Annotated in this window: 9 protein-coding genes; 3 read left to right on the top strand and 6 right to left on the bottom strand. The window is 66.1% G+C overall.

The genetic code is table 11. The features are described from left to right. The first annotated feature begins 159 nt into the window (after positions 1–159). Complete coding sequence (locus M3I56_RS02345) at positions 160–1326, top strand: acyltransferase (protein WP_254352396.1); 1167 nt, start codon at positions 160–162, stop codon at positions 1324–1326. Between the two features lie 51 nt (positions 1327–1377). Here M3I56_RS02345 and M3I56_RS02340 read toward each other — a convergent pair whose 3' ends face one another. Then, positions 1378–2682: a glycosyltransferase gene (locus M3I56_RS02340; protein ID WP_254352395.1), complete on the bottom strand. Its 1305-nt coding sequence runs from the start codon at positions 2680–2682 to the stop codon at positions 1378–1380. A gap of 311 nt (positions 2683–2993) precedes the next feature. On the opposite strand from M3I56_RS02340, the gene M3I56_RS02335 reads away from it, so the two are divergent. Then, positions 2994–4241 carry an oligosaccharide flippase family protein gene (locus M3I56_RS02335; protein WP_028202011.1) on the top strand — a complete coding sequence of 416 codons (1248 nt, stop codon included), beginning with the start codon at positions 2994–2996 and terminating at the stop codon, positions 4239–4241. Between the two features lie 33 nt (positions 4242–4274). Here the strand turns inward: M3I56_RS02335 and M3I56_RS41320 are convergent, their stop codons facing one another. Further along, on the bottom strand, positions 4275–5441 hold the full coding sequence (locus tag M3I56_RS41320; RefSeq protein WP_254352394.1) for a glycosyltransferase: 1167 nt from the start codon (positions 5439–5441) through the stop codon (positions 4275–4277). 436 nt (positions 5442–5877) lie between these two features. Here M3I56_RS41320 and M3I56_RS02325 point away from each other — a divergent pair, with 436 nt between their 5' ends. Continuing rightward, a complete protein-coding gene (locus M3I56_RS02325; protein ID WP_254352393.1) occupies positions 5878–6813 on the top strand; it encodes a glycosyltransferase family 2 protein in 936 nt (311 codons plus the stop codon). A gap of 57 nt (positions 6814–6870) precedes the next feature. On the opposite strand, the gene aroG is transcribed toward M3I56_RS02325, so the two are convergent. The 4 genes from aroG to M3I56_RS02305 all read right to left on the bottom strand — a co-directional run bounded on the left by aroG (position 6871) and on the right by M3I56_RS02305 (position 15347). Further along, positions 6871–7944 carry a 3-deoxy-7-phosphoheptulonate synthase AroG gene (aroG, locus tag M3I56_RS02320; RefSeq protein WP_254352392.1) on the bottom strand — a complete coding sequence of 358 codons (1074 nt, stop codon included), beginning with the start codon at positions 7942–7944 and terminating at the stop codon, positions 6871–6873. Positions 7945–8359: 415 nt separating this feature from the next. Continuing rightward, a complete protein-coding gene (gene tldD, locus M3I56_RS02315) occupies positions 8360–9826 on the bottom strand; it encodes a metalloprotease TldD (RefSeq protein ID WP_254352391.1) in 1467 nt (488 codons plus the stop codon). A 148-nt stretch (positions 9827–9974) separates the two neighbouring features. Continuing rightward, positions 9975–10802 carry a carbon-nitrogen hydrolase family protein gene (locus M3I56_RS02310; protein WP_254352390.1) on the bottom strand — a complete coding sequence of 276 codons (828 nt, stop codon included), beginning with the start codon at positions 10800–10802 and terminating at the stop codon, positions 9975–9977. Positions 10803–10877: 75 nt separating this feature from the next. After that, positions 10878–15347, bottom strand: coding sequence for a YhdP family protein (locus tag M3I56_RS02305; RefSeq protein WP_254352389.1), 4470 nt, complete (start codon positions 15345–15347; stop codon positions 10878–10880). Between the last annotated feature and the right edge of the window lie 297 nt (positions 15348–15644).

Here is a 15644-nt window from a genome sequence, read left to right as displayed (position 1 = left end):
CTGATTTGGCATGTGGTTTCCCCCACACACCTGGCCGAGAAGGGCGGGAACTTGGCGCACGCGGCACGGCGCCTGTGTCCATGATAGGACCGGCAGGAGTAAGTTTTTCATCGTCTGCCTTGCGTAAGAATCCGGCATGGACGTAGCGAGGGAAAGGTCATGAAGCTGCTACACGGAGTGGGACCGCCGACGCAAGGACGTTCCGTCGAGCTCGACTTCGTGCGTGGCATCGCGATCTTCGTCGTGATGGGCTACCACTTCCACACGGTGCGCACGGGCCATCCCTGGGTGAGCGTGCTCGAGTACCCGCTGAAAAGCTTCGGCCACGAAGGCGTGAATCTATTCTTCACACTAAGCGGTTTTCTGGTGGGCGGGCTGCTGCTGCGCCAATATTCGCAAACGGGCCACATCGGCGCGCGCCGCTTCATCGTGCGGCGGATCTTCAAGATCTGGCCCGCGTACTACGCACTGATTTTTTTTCACCTGCTTGCCGGCCGCCATCGTCCCGATACGTTCCTCTGGCAAAACCTCACGCACATGCAGAATTACTTCGGCACCTCCATTGCGCAAACGTGGAGCCTCGCTGTCGAAGAGCACTTCTATCTGTTCCTGCCCGCGCTGCTGATCCTGCTCGCGCACTTCCGGCTGCGCGCGAATGCGCTGATCGCCGTGATGGTCGGCCTCTGCGCGATCGTGCTCGGCGCACGTTGCGTCGCGGTATCGCATGGCGATCTCGTCGGGGCGTTCAACTACACGCAGTACCGCATGGACAGCCTGCTCATCGGCGTCATACTCGCGACCGTCTACTGGATGAAGCCCGAACTCTGGCGCATGCTCGTTGCGAAGAAGCGCTGGCTGTTCGGCGCGGTGGGACTGCTCCTCGTCTGGCTTGTGTTCGCGACGCCCGACGTCGCGCTCGATGAGAGCGTTGGCTACACGATTCAGGCCGTCGGCTTCTGCGCACTCATCATGCTCATACTGGAGCACTCGGGCAGCCTGCGCACGACGTGGCTGTATCGCGGGCTGGCGTGGCTTGGCGTGTACTCGTACGGTATCTACCTCTGGCATTCGCTCGCGCTCGCGCCCGGCGATTACCTGATCCACAAGGCGAACGCGCTTGGCGTGCCGCCGCTCGCTGCCTGGCCGGTTGTGATCGTCGTGCAGTTCGTCATCGCTGCCACGCTGGGCTATCTCACCACGCGCGCCGTCGAGTTTCCGTTCCTGCGCCTGCGCGAGGCGATGTTCCCCGACCGGCGCGGCGCCATCGCTGCCGAGCGGAGCAACGCGAGCGCGACGGACAACAACAATGTCGAAGGCGTTGCCTGAACGAACCAGACTGGTTCGACATGCTAACTAGTTGGTGACGTTTCCCTGCGCTTACACCATCGCAGCCTGCAGCGTGCGCTTGAACTGTTCGAGCGTGTTGCATGAAAGGAGGTGTTCACCCGTGGGCTGCGCGGCGTTCGAGCCGGCGCGCCAACGCTCGGCGAGCCCATCGAGCGCGTGCGCGATCGTGGCGGGCTCGAGGTCGTCGAGCAGGGGTCCGAGCGCGCCGTCGCGGCAATACCAACCGATCAGGCCGTCGGCGCTGGCCACCACGGGCTTGCGGAAGCGGTACGCCTGAACGAGCACGCCGCTCATGCCGTAGTGCTGCTTATAGCCGAGCCACACGGCGTCGCAGGCGGAAAAGAGCTCGCGCTCCATCTCGTCGGTGATGAACTGGTTGAGGATCACCGGCGCGCTCGCGAGTCGCGGCGCGTGGGCGTCGATGAATGCGCGCGTTTCGTCGTCCTGCTGGCCCGCGATTACGAGGCACGGCGCGTCGGGCTTGTGCTCGAGCGCGAGCATCAGTTCGCGAATGCCCTTGCGTTCGCCGATCGCTCCGTACACGAGCAGGTAGCGCGTATGCGCATCGAGCTTCAGCTGCTCGCGCGCGAACACGGGGTCCATGCCTTCGATTTCGGGAAACGGGTCAGCCAGATAGCTGAGCGGCGCGGCGCGCTGGGGCTTCGTGGTCGCGAACCAGTCGGGCAGAGTCGGGTCGATCGTGAAGAGTTCGCGCAGCCCGCGCGAGCGCATGGCGCGGCGAAACAGCGCCGACTTGGCTATGTCGACGAAGCGTCGGCGCGGCGTGCGCAAGCCGATGCGCGCCTGATGAAACGTCATGCCCATGACGATGGCGATCCACGGCGTCTCGCCGAATGGCGAGTCGAACCCCGCGAGCGTGTAGAAGAAGTAGTCGGCGTAGGGCGCGATGACGAGCCGCACGTGCATCGTTTTGCTCACCTGACGCAACGCGCGCGCATAGAAGTTGCGAAAGCGCATGTACACACTCGCCGCGAAATGCGGACCGGGCGGAACGGTGTGCAGGTCGAGCAGCACGAGGCGCAGATCGGGGCGCGCGTCGCGCACGATGCGCTGCGCGAGCGGATGGTCCGCGTACTCGGTATCGGTGACGACGAGGCAGCGGTGGCCGGCTTCCACGCACGCCTGCGCGATCCACTCGACGTAGCGCCAGCGGTGGCCCGTGAAGTTCGGCTCGATGATGGCGATCCAGTCGCCGCCAACCGATGCGCGCGTGCCGGGAAGCTCGGACGTCACGAGTGTGTCGGCCTCGACGTCGCACAGTGCGGCGGAGTCCGGGGTGTTAGGGGCGGCGTTGCGATATCTGGCGATCGACACGTTTTCCATGCGGGAGGCCCGATGAGCACTATTACGAACAAAATAGCAGTGGTGCGCAAGCGGCATGCGCCAGATTGCGGGGCAGGGTGGCCGAAAAAGCCTGGGGATATGCCGATCGCTTGAAGATTCATGAATTGCCTCCGCGCGGATGGCCGCCCCGTCTGATTCCACCTGGTAGATGGCGCGTCGTGGACGTTGCCGCGCGGTAAGGTCCAGAACGGGTGACGAAAACGCGTTCCCAAACATGCTTGAAGGGAACTGGGAAAAGGGGCTAAAGCTCCGACTCAGAGATCGACAACAGGAGAGGCATTTTGCGCGCAATGCGGCTGCCAGCAATACCGATCAAGGCAGGTTTCGGACCCGGCGCGGCGACCTGGGTGTTGCTGCAGCAGGTCGTGGTGCGCGGCCTCGTGGCCGTCAAGTTCCTCGTGATCGGGCGCATTCTCGGGCCGTCCGCAATCGGTCTCGCGAGCGTCGCGCTGCTTGCGGTCGCGATTGCCGAAGCGCTCTCCGACACCGGGCTCGCGCAAGCCGTGATCCAGGGCCAGGCGCCCCCAACGCGCGCCGAGGCTGGCGCCGTCTGGACCACGCTCGCCACGCGGGGCCTGCTGATCGGCGTGCTGCTCGTCGCGAGCGCACCGCTCATGGACGCGCAGTTCCACCTGGGCGGCGCCATCGGGCTCGTGCAGCTTGCCGCGGTGCTGCCGCTGTTGCGCGGGCTCGCCTCGCCCGCGTATTTCATCACGCAGCGCGAGCGCCACTTCCAGCATATTGCGGCGATCGAAATCTCGTCCTCGTGTCTCGACTGCGGCTTCGGCATTGGGCTCGCACTTGCGGGTGCGGGTCCGTACTCGCTCCTGCTCGGCCTGATGATCGGCGAGGCCTTCAAGAGCGTCGTGACATGGATCGCCCTCTCGCCACGTCCGCCGATCCGGCTGCGCTGGTCGGGCATCGGCCATTACGTGGGGTTCAGCCGCTGGATCTGGGCGAGCAGCGTGATCATTCTCATCACCAACCAGTTCGACAAGGTGGTGGTGGGCAAACTGCTCGGACCAACACAACTGGGCGCATGGCAGATGTCCTCGAAGCTCGCGCAGATGCTGCTCGCCGACGCCGCGCTCGCCATGTCGCAGTATCTGTTTCCCACGTTCGCCGCGCATCATCGCGGCGGGCCGCAATCGGCCGCGCGCCTGTTTCGTCTGTATCTCGTGGTGGCCGTGGCGGGGCTGGCGTGCGTGGTGATCGTGCTGCGCTTCGCCGCCGAGCCGCTCTTTTCACTCGTGCTCGGCGCCGCGTGGCTGTCGGCCGTGCCGCTCTTTCGCATCTTCGTCATCAACATGGCGATCAGCGCGCTGAACTCGGTGCTGGCCTCGTATCTGCGCGCGGTTGGCGACGCGCGCGCCGTCACGGTGGCGTCGCTGCTCCAGGTCGTGGCGCTTATCCTGTCCGTGCCGCCTTCGTTGCACATGTGGGGTGTGACAGGCGTGGCATGGTCGATGACTGTCGGGCTGGCCTCGTGCGCGGCCTGGATGCTGTATCGCGTCTCGCGGCAGAAATAAGCCGGAGCGCAGAAGCGGGATTCAAGCGAGGATTCAGGCGCGCAGCGCCGCTTCGACGATCTCGGCGAGCTGATGTCCTAGCGTGGGCGAGTTGAGCTGGCAGTACACCGCGTGCGCGGCGGCAGCGGCTGCACGCATTTCATCGGGCGGCATGGACCAGATGCGCCGCAGCGTGGCGGCAAGCGCTTCTGGGCCGCCGTCGCGCGCGAAGAAAAAGCCGCTGCGGCCGTCCTCGACATAGCCCGGCTCCGGGCCCATGTGCAGCGGCAGCCGGTCGTGCACGATGGGCGGCAGGCTCAACGCAAACATGTGCACGACGCTCAAGCCCGCCGAGCCCGGATAGCAGCCCACGCGGCAGCGCCGGCTGATGGTTGCGATGGCGTCGTCGTCGAACACCGCGCCATACCACACCACATAGCCGCGATCGCTGTACTTGCGCTTCAGGCGCTCGCCGTGCTCGCCGTCGCCGATCACGTGGAGCGTGATGTCGTTGCCTTCGGCATGAAGCTGCCCGACCACGTCGATGAGCGGCTCGATCTCCGACCCTTCGCGCAGCCTGCCGATGAAGAGCACGCCGCTCTCGGCGCCCGTTTTGGTGGCGGGCTCCACGCCGCACGAGACCGTGAGTGCGTTGTTCGCGACGACGAGCTTCGCAAGCGGGCAGCCGATGGCGACGAGCGAGCGCCGCGAAGCCTCGGTATAGCAGACGTAGCGCACGGCGAGCGCGACCGCGAGGCGGTAACACACCGTGCGCATGAGCCCCGCGCACTCGTGCCGGTAGAGCCCCTGGCCGTGAATCAGCACGGGCACGCGCATCGCGCGCCCGGCGAGGAGCGCGAGCCACAGCGAGAGATAGCGAACGTCTGCAAAGATCAAAACGGCATCGGGACGTTCGAAAACGATGCGGCTCAGCACGCGGCTTTGCATGCGAATGCGCCGCGAGGGCAGGCCGGCGAAACTCGCGATATGCGTTTCGACGAATTCGTCGCACTCGGGCTTCTCGCGCGAAAAGCCGTTGGCCTCCATGCCCTCGGAGCACGCGAACACCTTGACGGTGAAAAGACGGTTGAGCGACTCGATGACTTCGATGCGATAGCGCGCGATCAACGGCTGCACGTAGAAGACCACTGGGCGTTTGAGCCGCGCGCCGGATTCGGTTTCGCAAACCGTTGTCCCGGAAGCGATGATCTCGTGTTCCACTGGCTGGCTCCGACGCGTCGACGCAGTCATGTTGAGAGGATCTTTCCGGTGGGCAGGTTAGTCGGTCATATTTGCGCCAATCTCTTTTAGCAGTTGTAGGCGAGTCTTATCAAAAGAGGAATCCGAAAATTGCTATTGGACGAATTTACCGGGTGGTGCTGCGCTATGAGTGATGCGTAATCGATAAAGCGCAAAGAAAGTGCAATAAATGCAGATTTAATCAACGAAAAGGACATGCGGTAAAAGGTTCGTCGGCAGGCGGCCGATACAGACACCGCGCGCCTTGCGCCGTGCATGCATGCTCGTTCACAAACAGTTGGAATCAGTCGTTGAATAGATCGTTTCGGACAACTTCAATCCGCCCCGGCTGGCGGCGCGCAGGCCTCGTGCTAACCTCGATCCGAGTCGAAACGACCACCGGAATGCGGAGAAACCGATGACAACGCTCGCTACCGATGATCTCGCGTTTTCCATGGCCCCGAACGGCGCGAAGGCGCGCATGCGCGTCGCGGTGGTGATCGCGACCAAGGGGCGGCCAACAGCCACCGCATGGGTCGTGCGTCTGCTTGCGCGGCAAACGGTGCGGCCGGATCAGATCATCCTCTCGGGCAGCAGCGCAGACGACATCGGGCCTTACGATGCCAACGGTCTGCGCGTGAACGAAATCATCGGCACGGCGGGTTCGAGCGTGCAGCGCAATCGCGCGCTCGACGCGCTTGCGCCGGACATCGACGTCGTGATTTTCCTCGACGACGACTTCGCGCCCGAGTGTCACTGGATCGAGCTTTGCGTAGAGCTGTTCGAGAGCGACGCGAATCTCGTGGGTTTTTCCGGCCGCATATTGCGCGACGGCGCGAACACGCAGCCGATCTCATGGGAAGAAGCCATGGCGCTCGTGGATGGCGCGCAAGCCGAGGTGATGCGGCGTCCGCCGCTGCGGCCCTGCGTGGAGTTGTATGGCTGCAACATGGCGTGCCGCGCACAGGCTATCGCCGATCTGCGCTTCGACGAGCGTCTCGTGCTGTACGGCTGGCTGGAGGACAAGGACTTCTCGCGGCGCCTCGCGCACCGCGGCGGGGTCGTGTACTGCGACTATCTGCTGGGGGTCCACCTCGGGCTGCGAGGCGGGCGCGTTTCGGGCCGGCGCTTCGGCTATTCGCAGGTGGTCAACGCGATGTACCTGTGCAACAAGGGCGTGATGTCGCGCAAGGAAGCGACCAGCAACATCCTGCGCGCGCTTAGCATGAACTGCGTGAAGTCGGTGCGCCCGGAAGCGCATCTCGACCGGCGCGGCAGGCTCATCGGCAACGTGATCGGGATTGCCGATCTATGCATAGGCGCGGTGCGGCCCGAGCGCGCTGCGCGGCTGTGAGTTCACGCGCAGCGCGGTGTTAAATGACCGCGCTGCGCGCTCCAATGCGTGCTGCGCTCAGTTGCCCGAACCGCGCGCAATACGGCGCTGCTTCACCGCTTGCGCGAGTCCTTCGAGCACGCCCACGCTTTCGTCCCAGCCGATGCATGCGTCGGTGATGCTCTGGCCATAGGTCAGCTCGCAGCCTTCCTTCAGGTCCTGGCGGCCCGCCACGAGGTGCGACTCCACCATCACGCCGACGATGCGCTCGTCGCCCGCCGCCACCTGGCGGCCAATATCGGCGCACACGGGAATCTGGTTCTCGTGCTTCTTCGAACTGTTCGCGTGGCTCGCGTCGATCATGAGGCGCGCGGCGAGACCCGCCTTGCCGATATCGCTGCATGCGGCGTTCACACTTTCCGCGTCGTAGTTCGGCGTCTTGCCGCCACGCAGGATCACGTGGCAGTCCTCATTGCCCGCTGTCGAGACGATGGCCGAGTGGCCGCCCTTCGTCACCGAGAGGAAATGGTGCGGCTGCGAGGCGGCCTTGATCGCGTCCACGGCGATCTTCACGTTGCCGTCCGTGCCGTTCTTGAAGCCGACCGGGCACGACAACCCCGAAGCCAGCTCGCGATGCACCTGCGATTCCGTTGTGCGCGCACCGATCGCGCCCCACGAGATCAGGTCGGCGATGTACTGCGGGCTGATCATGTCGAGGTATTCGGTGCCGGCGGGCAGGCCCAGCTCGTTGATGGAGACGAGCAGCTCGCGCGCGGTGCGCAGACCGTCGTTGATCTTGAAGCTGTTGTCGAGGAACGGGTCGTTGATGAGGCCCTTCCAGCCCACCGTCGTGCGCGGCTTCTCGAAGTACACGCGCATCACGATCTCGAGCTCGTTCTTGAAGCGCTGGCGCTCTTCCACAAGCTTCTTCGCGTAGTCGACCGCGGCCTTGGTGTCGTGAATCGAGCACGGCCCGACGATGACGATCAGGCGGTCGTCCATGCCGTGCAGGATGCGGTGCATGGCGCGGCGCGATTCGAAGATCAGCGTGGAGGCGGCTTCCGAGCAGGGGAATTCGCGGATCAGGTGAGCGGGCGGCGTGAGTTCCTTGAGTTCGCGAATGCGGACATCGTCGGTGTTGTGCGGGGGCATGGTCGTTTTCTCCTGATCCTGGGTGCGTAGCGTGCGTCGTTCAGACGGTGCTTCAAATTCGGTTAGATGAAGGTGCGGCTCGAAAGTAAGGGCGAAAAAAAAACCGCCAGGCTTGGCTGGCGGTTTCTCGTCTGTTCGGGGTCCTGCGCGTACTATCAACCCTCTCGATCCGCCAGCGGTCTGAGATACCAAAAGAAGTAAAAATAAAACTTCGTGGCGAACATGGCGGTGTTGTCTGAACGTTCGTTACGTCGAAAGGGTGACTGCCTTTATAACCCGGTCTTCTCGTGGCTGGCAAGCGGGGCGCCGTAAAAAAGCGGACTATCTGCGCAAAAAATGACTCATGTGCAGACAATCCGCACGGCGATGCGGAATTTCCGCACCACCGTGCATGGGATGCGCGCGGGCAAAAGTCTTAAACCGTGCCGCCCACTGTCATGCGGTCGATGCGCAGCGTCGGCTGACCTACGCCCACCGGCACGCTCTGGCCCTCCTTGCCGCACACGCCCACGCCCGAGTCCAGGCGCATGTCGTTGCCGATCATGCTCACGTACTTGAGCGATTCCGGGCCGCTGCCAATGAGCGTCGCGCCCTTCACGGGGTAGGTGATCTTGCCGTTCTCGATCATGTAGGCTTCGGAGGCCGAGAACACGAACTTGCCGTTCGTGATGTCCACCTGGCCGCCGCCGAAGTTCACGGCATACAGGCCGTTCTTCACCGAGCCGAGGATTTCCTGCGGGTCCTTGTCGCCGTTGAGCATGTACGTGTTGGTCATGCGCGGCATGGGGAGCGCCGCGTACGACTCGCGGCGCGCGTTGCCCGTTACGGGCATCTTCATGAGGCGCGCGTTGAGCGAGTCCTGAATGTAGCCCTTGAGAATGCCGTCTTCGATCAGCGTCGTGCACTGCGTGGGGTTGCCTTCGTCGTCGATATTGAGCGAGCCGCGGCGGTTGGGCAGCGTGCCGTCGTCGACCACGGTCACGCCCTTCGCGGCTACCCGCTCGCCAATGCGCCCGGCGAACGCCGACGAGCCCTTGCGGTTGAAGTCGCCTTCGAGGCCGTGGCCGATCGCCTCGTGCAGCAGCACGCCGGGCCAGCCCGGGCCGAGCACGACGGTCATCGCGCCGGCCGGCGCCGGGCGTGCTTCGAGGTTCACGAGCGCGGCGTGCACGGCGTCGTCCACGTACTTCGACAGGATGTCGTCGGTGAAATAGCTATATTCGTAGCGGCCGCCGCCGCCGCCGTTGCCGATTTCGCGGCGGCCGTTCTGCTCGGCGATCACCGTGACCGACACGCGCACCAGCGGGCGGATGTCGGCGGCAAGCGCGCCGTCGCTGCGTGCGACGAGCACCACGTCGTACTCGCCCGCGAGCGCGGCCATGACTTGCGTGATGCGCGGATCACGCCCACGCGCCATCTCTTCGATGCGCTCGAGCAGCTTCACTTTTTCGGTGGCCTCGAGCGAACTCAACGGGTCGGAGGGCAGGTACAGATCGCGGCCCGCAATGCCCGTGAGCGACTTGGCCACCTGGATTTTCTGCTTGCCGCCGCCGGACCTGGCGATCGAGCGCGTGGCGATGGCCGCCTGGCGGATCGCTTCGGGCGAGAGGTCGTCGGAGTAGGCGAAAGCGGTGCGCTCGCCGGACACGGCGCGCACGCCGACACCCTGGTCGATGCTGAAGCTGCCCGACTTGACGATGCCTTCCTCGAGGCTCCAGGCCTCGCTGCGCGTGGTCTGGAAGTAGAGGTCGGCGTAGTCGATGCGATGCGTGAAGATTTCGCCGAGCGTGCGCGTGAGCACTGCTTCGTCGAGGCCGTAGGGCGTGAGGAGCAGGTCCTTCGCGGTCGCCAGATTGCGGATGCCAGGTTCGATGATGTTCATGCGCTCTGTGGGATCAATCGATAAAGTCTGTCAATGGAGATTCGGGCGCGGTGCTGCGAAATCAAGCGCCTTAAACGTAGAACTCGCGTGGAATTCGATGGTGTTCATTCGCGGGGCCAGTCGTCGCGTGCGTTGCATGCATTGTGCGTCACGCGCAGTCGAGCACGCGGTGCCGCCACGCCGGAAGGCTCGCGCGCACGCTGGCGATGCGTTCGAGGTCAATGTCGCCGGCCACCACGCCCGCGCCTTCGTCGCGCACGTCGACGATCTCGCCCCACGGGTCGATCAGCACGCTATGGCCCCAGGTGCGGCGGCCGTTCTCGTGCGTGCCGCCTTGCGCCGCCGCGAGCACGTAGCACTGGTTCTCGATCGCGCGGGCGCGCAGCAGGATCTCCCAGTGGGCGCGGCCGGTGGTGTAAGTGAACGCTGAAGGCACGACCATCAGCGCGCAGTCTCCCATGCGCCGATACAGCTCGGGAAAGCGCAGATCGTAGCAGACCGACAGGCCGACCCGGCCAAACGGCGCCTCGAACGTGCGCACCGCGGCGCCGGGCCGGATCGTGCGCGCTTCATCGAATGATTCGGCGCCTTTTTCGAAATTGAAGAGGTGAATCTTGTCGTAGCGCGCGCGTTCCTCGCCGCTCGGGTCGAACACGAGCGTGGTATTAAGCACGCGCGTGTCTTCGGGCGCTTTCAGCGGCAAGGTGCCGCCGATCACCCACACGTCGTGGCGCCTCGCCGCATCAGCGAGAAAACGCTGAACGGGGCCGTCGCCGTGCGGCTCGCGTATCGCGAGCTTGTCGCTGTCCTTGTGACCCATGAAACAAAAATATTCGGGCAGCAACACGAGGCGTGCGCCCGCGGCGGCAGCCTCGGCGATCAGCTTGTCCGCTTCGGCGAGATTGCGCTCGCGATCGGGCGTGCTGACCATCTGCAGCGCGGCGACGCGAAACGGGTCGAGGGGGGGAGCGCTCATCGGCAGATCTTGAATGGGTTCGGGGTGCATGGCGCGCATACCGCGTGCCCATGGGGCAGCGCACCTGGCGGCAACTCAGTGCACTGCGGCCGGCGTCTGCGCGTCCATCTTACCCTGATCGCCATGCAGCCGCTCGACGTGCGGTTTGGCCCACGGGCCCGTGATCGCGAAGTCCATCGCGAACGCGTGCTCGAGCGTCTGCGAGAGCACGACGTCGCCGATCAGCGCGCCGAGGCCGAAGAGCGGATTGATGATGGCCGCCGCGATCACGCCCGCGCCCGCGCTGACCGTCGGCACCACGTGGACGCGCAGGTCCTGGGTTTCGTGCGCGAGGTCGACGCTGCCCGCCATCGTCGCGCGCCCGGGGGCGGTGACGAGCTTGAAATCGTTAGTGCTGCCGATGCCGTTCTGGATCTGCGCGGTGGCCGTCGCGCTCGTGAAGGGCAGGCCTTCGCCGATGATGTCGCGGAAGTCCGTCGTGACGAAGCGCGCGAGGCTTTGCAGGCTCAGCACGCCGAGCAGCCTTGCCACGCCCGGATCGACCTTGAGAATCTGACCATGACGCAGGTCGAGCGTGAGGTTGCCGTTGAGCGACGGGAAGTCGATGCGCGAGGGGCCGCCTTGCCATTCCAGGTTGCCCGAGAGCGTGCCCGAGCCGCTCTTGAGCACGTGCGGCTTGCCGGCGCGTACGAGCAGCGCGCCGGCGTCCTTGATGTCCAGATGGAAGTCGAGCGCCGTGCGACGCGGCGTTTGCATGCCGGCGGCGGCCGAGTCGTCGCCGGCCGCCGTGTCGCCCACCGCGCGCCAGTTTTCCGTGGCGGTGAGGTGCGCGTCCGGGTTGCTGATGTCGAGCTGGTCGAGCTGCCAGACCGGCACGCCGTTATCGTCGAAGTTGTGCGCGTTCACCTGGAGGCGGCCGAGATCGCGGTCGCGCACGATGAGCTGGTTCACGACGAGGTCGATCGACGGCATGTTCTGCGCGGGCTGCGACATCGCCTGGCCGAGCAGGTCGTTTTCGGTGGCGGCGGGCACGGTGAGGCGCGCGAGCCGCGCTTCGAGCGTGCCGGGCGCGCCCGGCACGGCGCCCGGCTTCCACGAGACGTGGCCCGAGACCTGGTTGGAGGCGACGTTGGCCTGCCATTCGTTGCCGCGCTCGCCGATGCGCGACGCGCCGAGCACGACGTTCTCCCAATGGCGCTTGAGCAGCGTGAGCGTGCCGACGTGGACCGCGAAGCGCGACGGCAGGAACTGGCCGACCGCGCCGTTGGGCGCGAGCGGTGACGAGGCTGCGGCCGGCGCGGCCGCCGTGGTTGCCGATGCCGGGCTTTGCGGTGCGGCAGTGGCGGCGGCGGGGTTCTCCGCTTGCGATTCGGAGGCGGCGCCCGGAGCCGCGTTTCGAGCCATCCGCTCGGCCGCTCTTTCTGCGGCGGTTCGCGGCGGGGGAACCGGCGCCTGGACACCGCTCGCCGCAGCGCTCGCAGCTGTCGAGCCCTGGGGCTGCGCCGCTACGGTCCCGCGCAATTGCTGCACCACGGCGCGCCAGGCGTCGGCGTCGAAGGTGGGCAGATCGATGGCGGCGGTCACGCCTTCCGAGGGCAGATCTGCCGGGCGGTTCATCCCGATCGCGCCGCGCACCACTTCCGGTATGTGACCTGGATGGCGGCGCATCACGTAACGCGCGGCAAGCGGCCCGAGCGTGAGTTCTGCGTGTTCGAAGGCGGCGTCGCCGGCCCTGGCATCGGTGCCGATGGCGGATTCGGCGGGCACACCCGTGCCCGGCTGCAATTCGAAGTTCAGCGGCATCGGCGTGCCTGCCGCCTTGCCGAACGGCGCGGGCAGGTCGAGCGCGAGGCCGGTGAGATCGGCGTTGGCCCTCACGTCGGGCAGGCGGCCGCGCTGGCCGGCCACCGAAAGCGAGTAGGGCGCCGCGCCCGAAAGGCGTCCGAGCGCCGCCGCCGCCATGCCATGCAGATTCAGGCCGCGCGCCGCATCGACCGCGACGTCGCCGGCCACGTCCACCTTATAGTGCCCGTCGTCGCGCATGCCGCCGCTGGCGCGCAGATCGCCGCCGAGAAAGCGCGCCGTGAGCCGGTCGACATTGGCGCTGTGGTTCGTGAAGCGCACCCGGCCGGTGAGGTTCGAAACGGGCGGCACGTTGTTCGCGGTGAGCGTGTTGTTCTCGAAGCCGATGGCGCCCGCGAGCAGCACCTTCGGCATCGGATGGCGCGGGATCGTGAGCTTGAGCGCGAGCGTGGACTGCCCTTGCGCGCGCACCTTCGCGGTGGCGTGCTTCGAGATGTAGCCGATCGAGCTGTTGTCCGCGTAGTCGAGCAGGTCCGCGAGCGGACCGCGCCCGCTGCCCTCGATCACGATATCGGAGCCCTTGACGCCCAGCTCCTCGATGCGCCCGCTCACGTTGCGCAGCACGAAGTTGCGGTAGTGGCCTCGATCGACGTCGAAGCGCAGCTTGTTCTCATGCATCTTGAACACGCCGTCGATGCCGTCGAACGCCGGCCAGACGTTTGGCGCACCGTTGCGCATCTTGCGCGGCGGGAACGGCGACGGGTCGAAGCGCCCGCCCGTGAACGGCGCGACGATGCGGAACTGGCCCGCGTCGGGGTCGCGCGAGTAGGGGAATTTGGTGAGGTCGCCGTGAATCTCGATCGTCGCGCCTTTCGAGCGCCCCGCCTGCAAGCCGTGGCCGAGGTAGATGCGCGTCTTCTCGCTGATGGCGGTGGGCAGGTAACGCGGGATGGCCTTGACCTTGGCCTCGTCGAAGTGGGCGACGAGGTCGAGCGAGCCGCGCCCTTTGCCGGGATTCGTGTAGTGCGCGGTCATCTTCGCGCGCGCGTCGGCGTTCTCGATACCCAGGCTCGCGACATCGACGGTGAACGCCTTCATCCGGTTGCCGGGCTCGCGCTCGGCGGCCACGGCCCATTTGGCCGCGCCGTAGAGCCGGTCGAGCGTGAGGCGCGGATTGTCGAACACGCCGGGCAGCGTGATGGCGACGTTGTCCGTGTCGAGGTTGATGGTGCCGTGCGACTCGTCGGCGTCGATGTGCCCCCAGAGGTTCTCGACCCCCGGCAGGCCCGCGCGCGGGTGACCGCGCGGCGTGAGGCCCGGCCCCGGCTCCTGCGCGTTCACGCTGATACCCTGCAGGTCGCCCTTGAAGCGATAGTGGGTGACCGGCTCGACGCTCGTGGAGCGCTGCTCGGCGGCCGCTTCGCCCGACTCGGGCTTCGCGCGTTCGAGGGAGAGATCGTAGTTCGCCACCAGCCCGCGCGGGTCGAAGCGCACGAGCGCGCCCTGCACGCGCCCGGGCAGCGGCAGCGCGCGCATGAACTCGGCGAGGATGCCGAGATCGATGCGGTCGCCGTGCACGCTCATGAGCTGGCCGTGCTGGAGCGTTTGCTGGCGAAAGCGCGCGTCGAGCGTTGTGAGGGCGAGCGAGCGCGTGAGCGGCGTGCCGTCCTCGAGCGGCGGTTGGCCCAGTTCCGCATGCATGTCGCGCAGTTTGAGCGCGTAGTCGCCGGGCTGAATGCCCATGCTCCAGTGGAAGCTCGCGACCGGCATGTCGAGCAGCGGCTGGGTGGCACGCGTGCGCAGCGATATGTTTGCGCCTTCCAGCGCGCCGCTCGCCTCGAGGATGTGCCCATTGGCGAAGTGCGCCCAGATCGAGTTGTCGATGCGCCCGGCGTAGGTGGCGATCGGGAAGCTGATGTAGCGCGAGAGCGTGGGCAGATCGACGGGGCCGGTCGAGAGGTAGGTGTCGCCCGTCCAGCTGATCGGCTTGCCGGCCTGTGCGAAGTGCGCGTGCGTGAAGTGCGCGCGGAAGTCGAGCGGGCCGTGCAGCACGGTGCCCTCGGCCGGCGCCTGGAGCGCGACGCGGTGATCGTAGCCGTCGTTGAGAATCGCGAGGCGGATGTGCGAGAGCGCGAGGTCGGGCACGTCGCGCGTGGCGTCGTGCCAGCGCAGCGTGCCGCCGCGCAGCACGATGGCCTGCTGGCGCATAAGCCACGTCGTGAAGGTGGCGTTGCCCGTGTGTGCCGTGGGCACCGGCACGCCCGCGACGGTGAGCGTACCGTCGTCCTCGCGCGCGATGTGCACGTCGGGCTGCTCGACCACGATGCTCGAGAGCAGCGGTTCGAGCAGCACGACCGAGCGCCACGATACCGAAGCCGTGGCGTGCGGCACGTCGAGCGCAATGTTGCCGTGGCGGTCGCGAATCGTCAGATCAGTGACGTCGATGCCGGGCTGGAAGCCCGACCAGTGCGGGGCGAGCTTGCCGATGCGGAACTCGGCGTGAATCTTCGAGGAGACCAGCTGCTCGATGCGCGGACGGAAGTTGTCCACGTACGGCAGCACGACGTAGCGCAGCCCGAGCAGCAGGACCGAGACGATGAAATACAGGACGAGCGCGATGATCGCCAGCACGCGCAGCGTCTGGCGCAGTACCGGGTGATGATGGTGCGGACCCCCTGGCTCGGTAGCCTGGCTGGCATGTCCAGATTGGGGTAGGCCGGCGTGATCGTTTCGCTCGGACATGCTGCGGCGGGTGGGGTATGGTAGCGTTGCGTTCTAACGACGAAATGTATCACAGAGGGCCGCCAGAACGCCCATCCGGGGAAGCCGGGATGGCCGCGCGGCGCGTGACACGCATGATTTTTTGCACTGCGGCGGCTATGCCGGACGCATCGGCGAGGCGGATCGCGAGAGCCGGTGGGCGGTGCGCGCGTGGCGCGGGGCGAACCCTCGCGGTCGAGCCATCGGTATCGGCATCGTCACACTGGCATCGTCATCAACCCAGGCGCGCGATACGACAGCGAGCCTTCCCGGCAAGCA

It is taken from the genome of Paraburkholderia sp. CNPSo 3281 (genome assembly GCF_024206515.1).
GTDB classification, from domain to species: Bacteria; Pseudomonadota; Gammaproteobacteria; order Burkholderiales; family Burkholderiaceae; genus Paraburkholderia; species Paraburkholderia nodosa.
The sequence above is the reverse complement of the archived record's forward strand: the minus strand, read 5'-3'. Positions and strand labels throughout refer to the sequence as shown.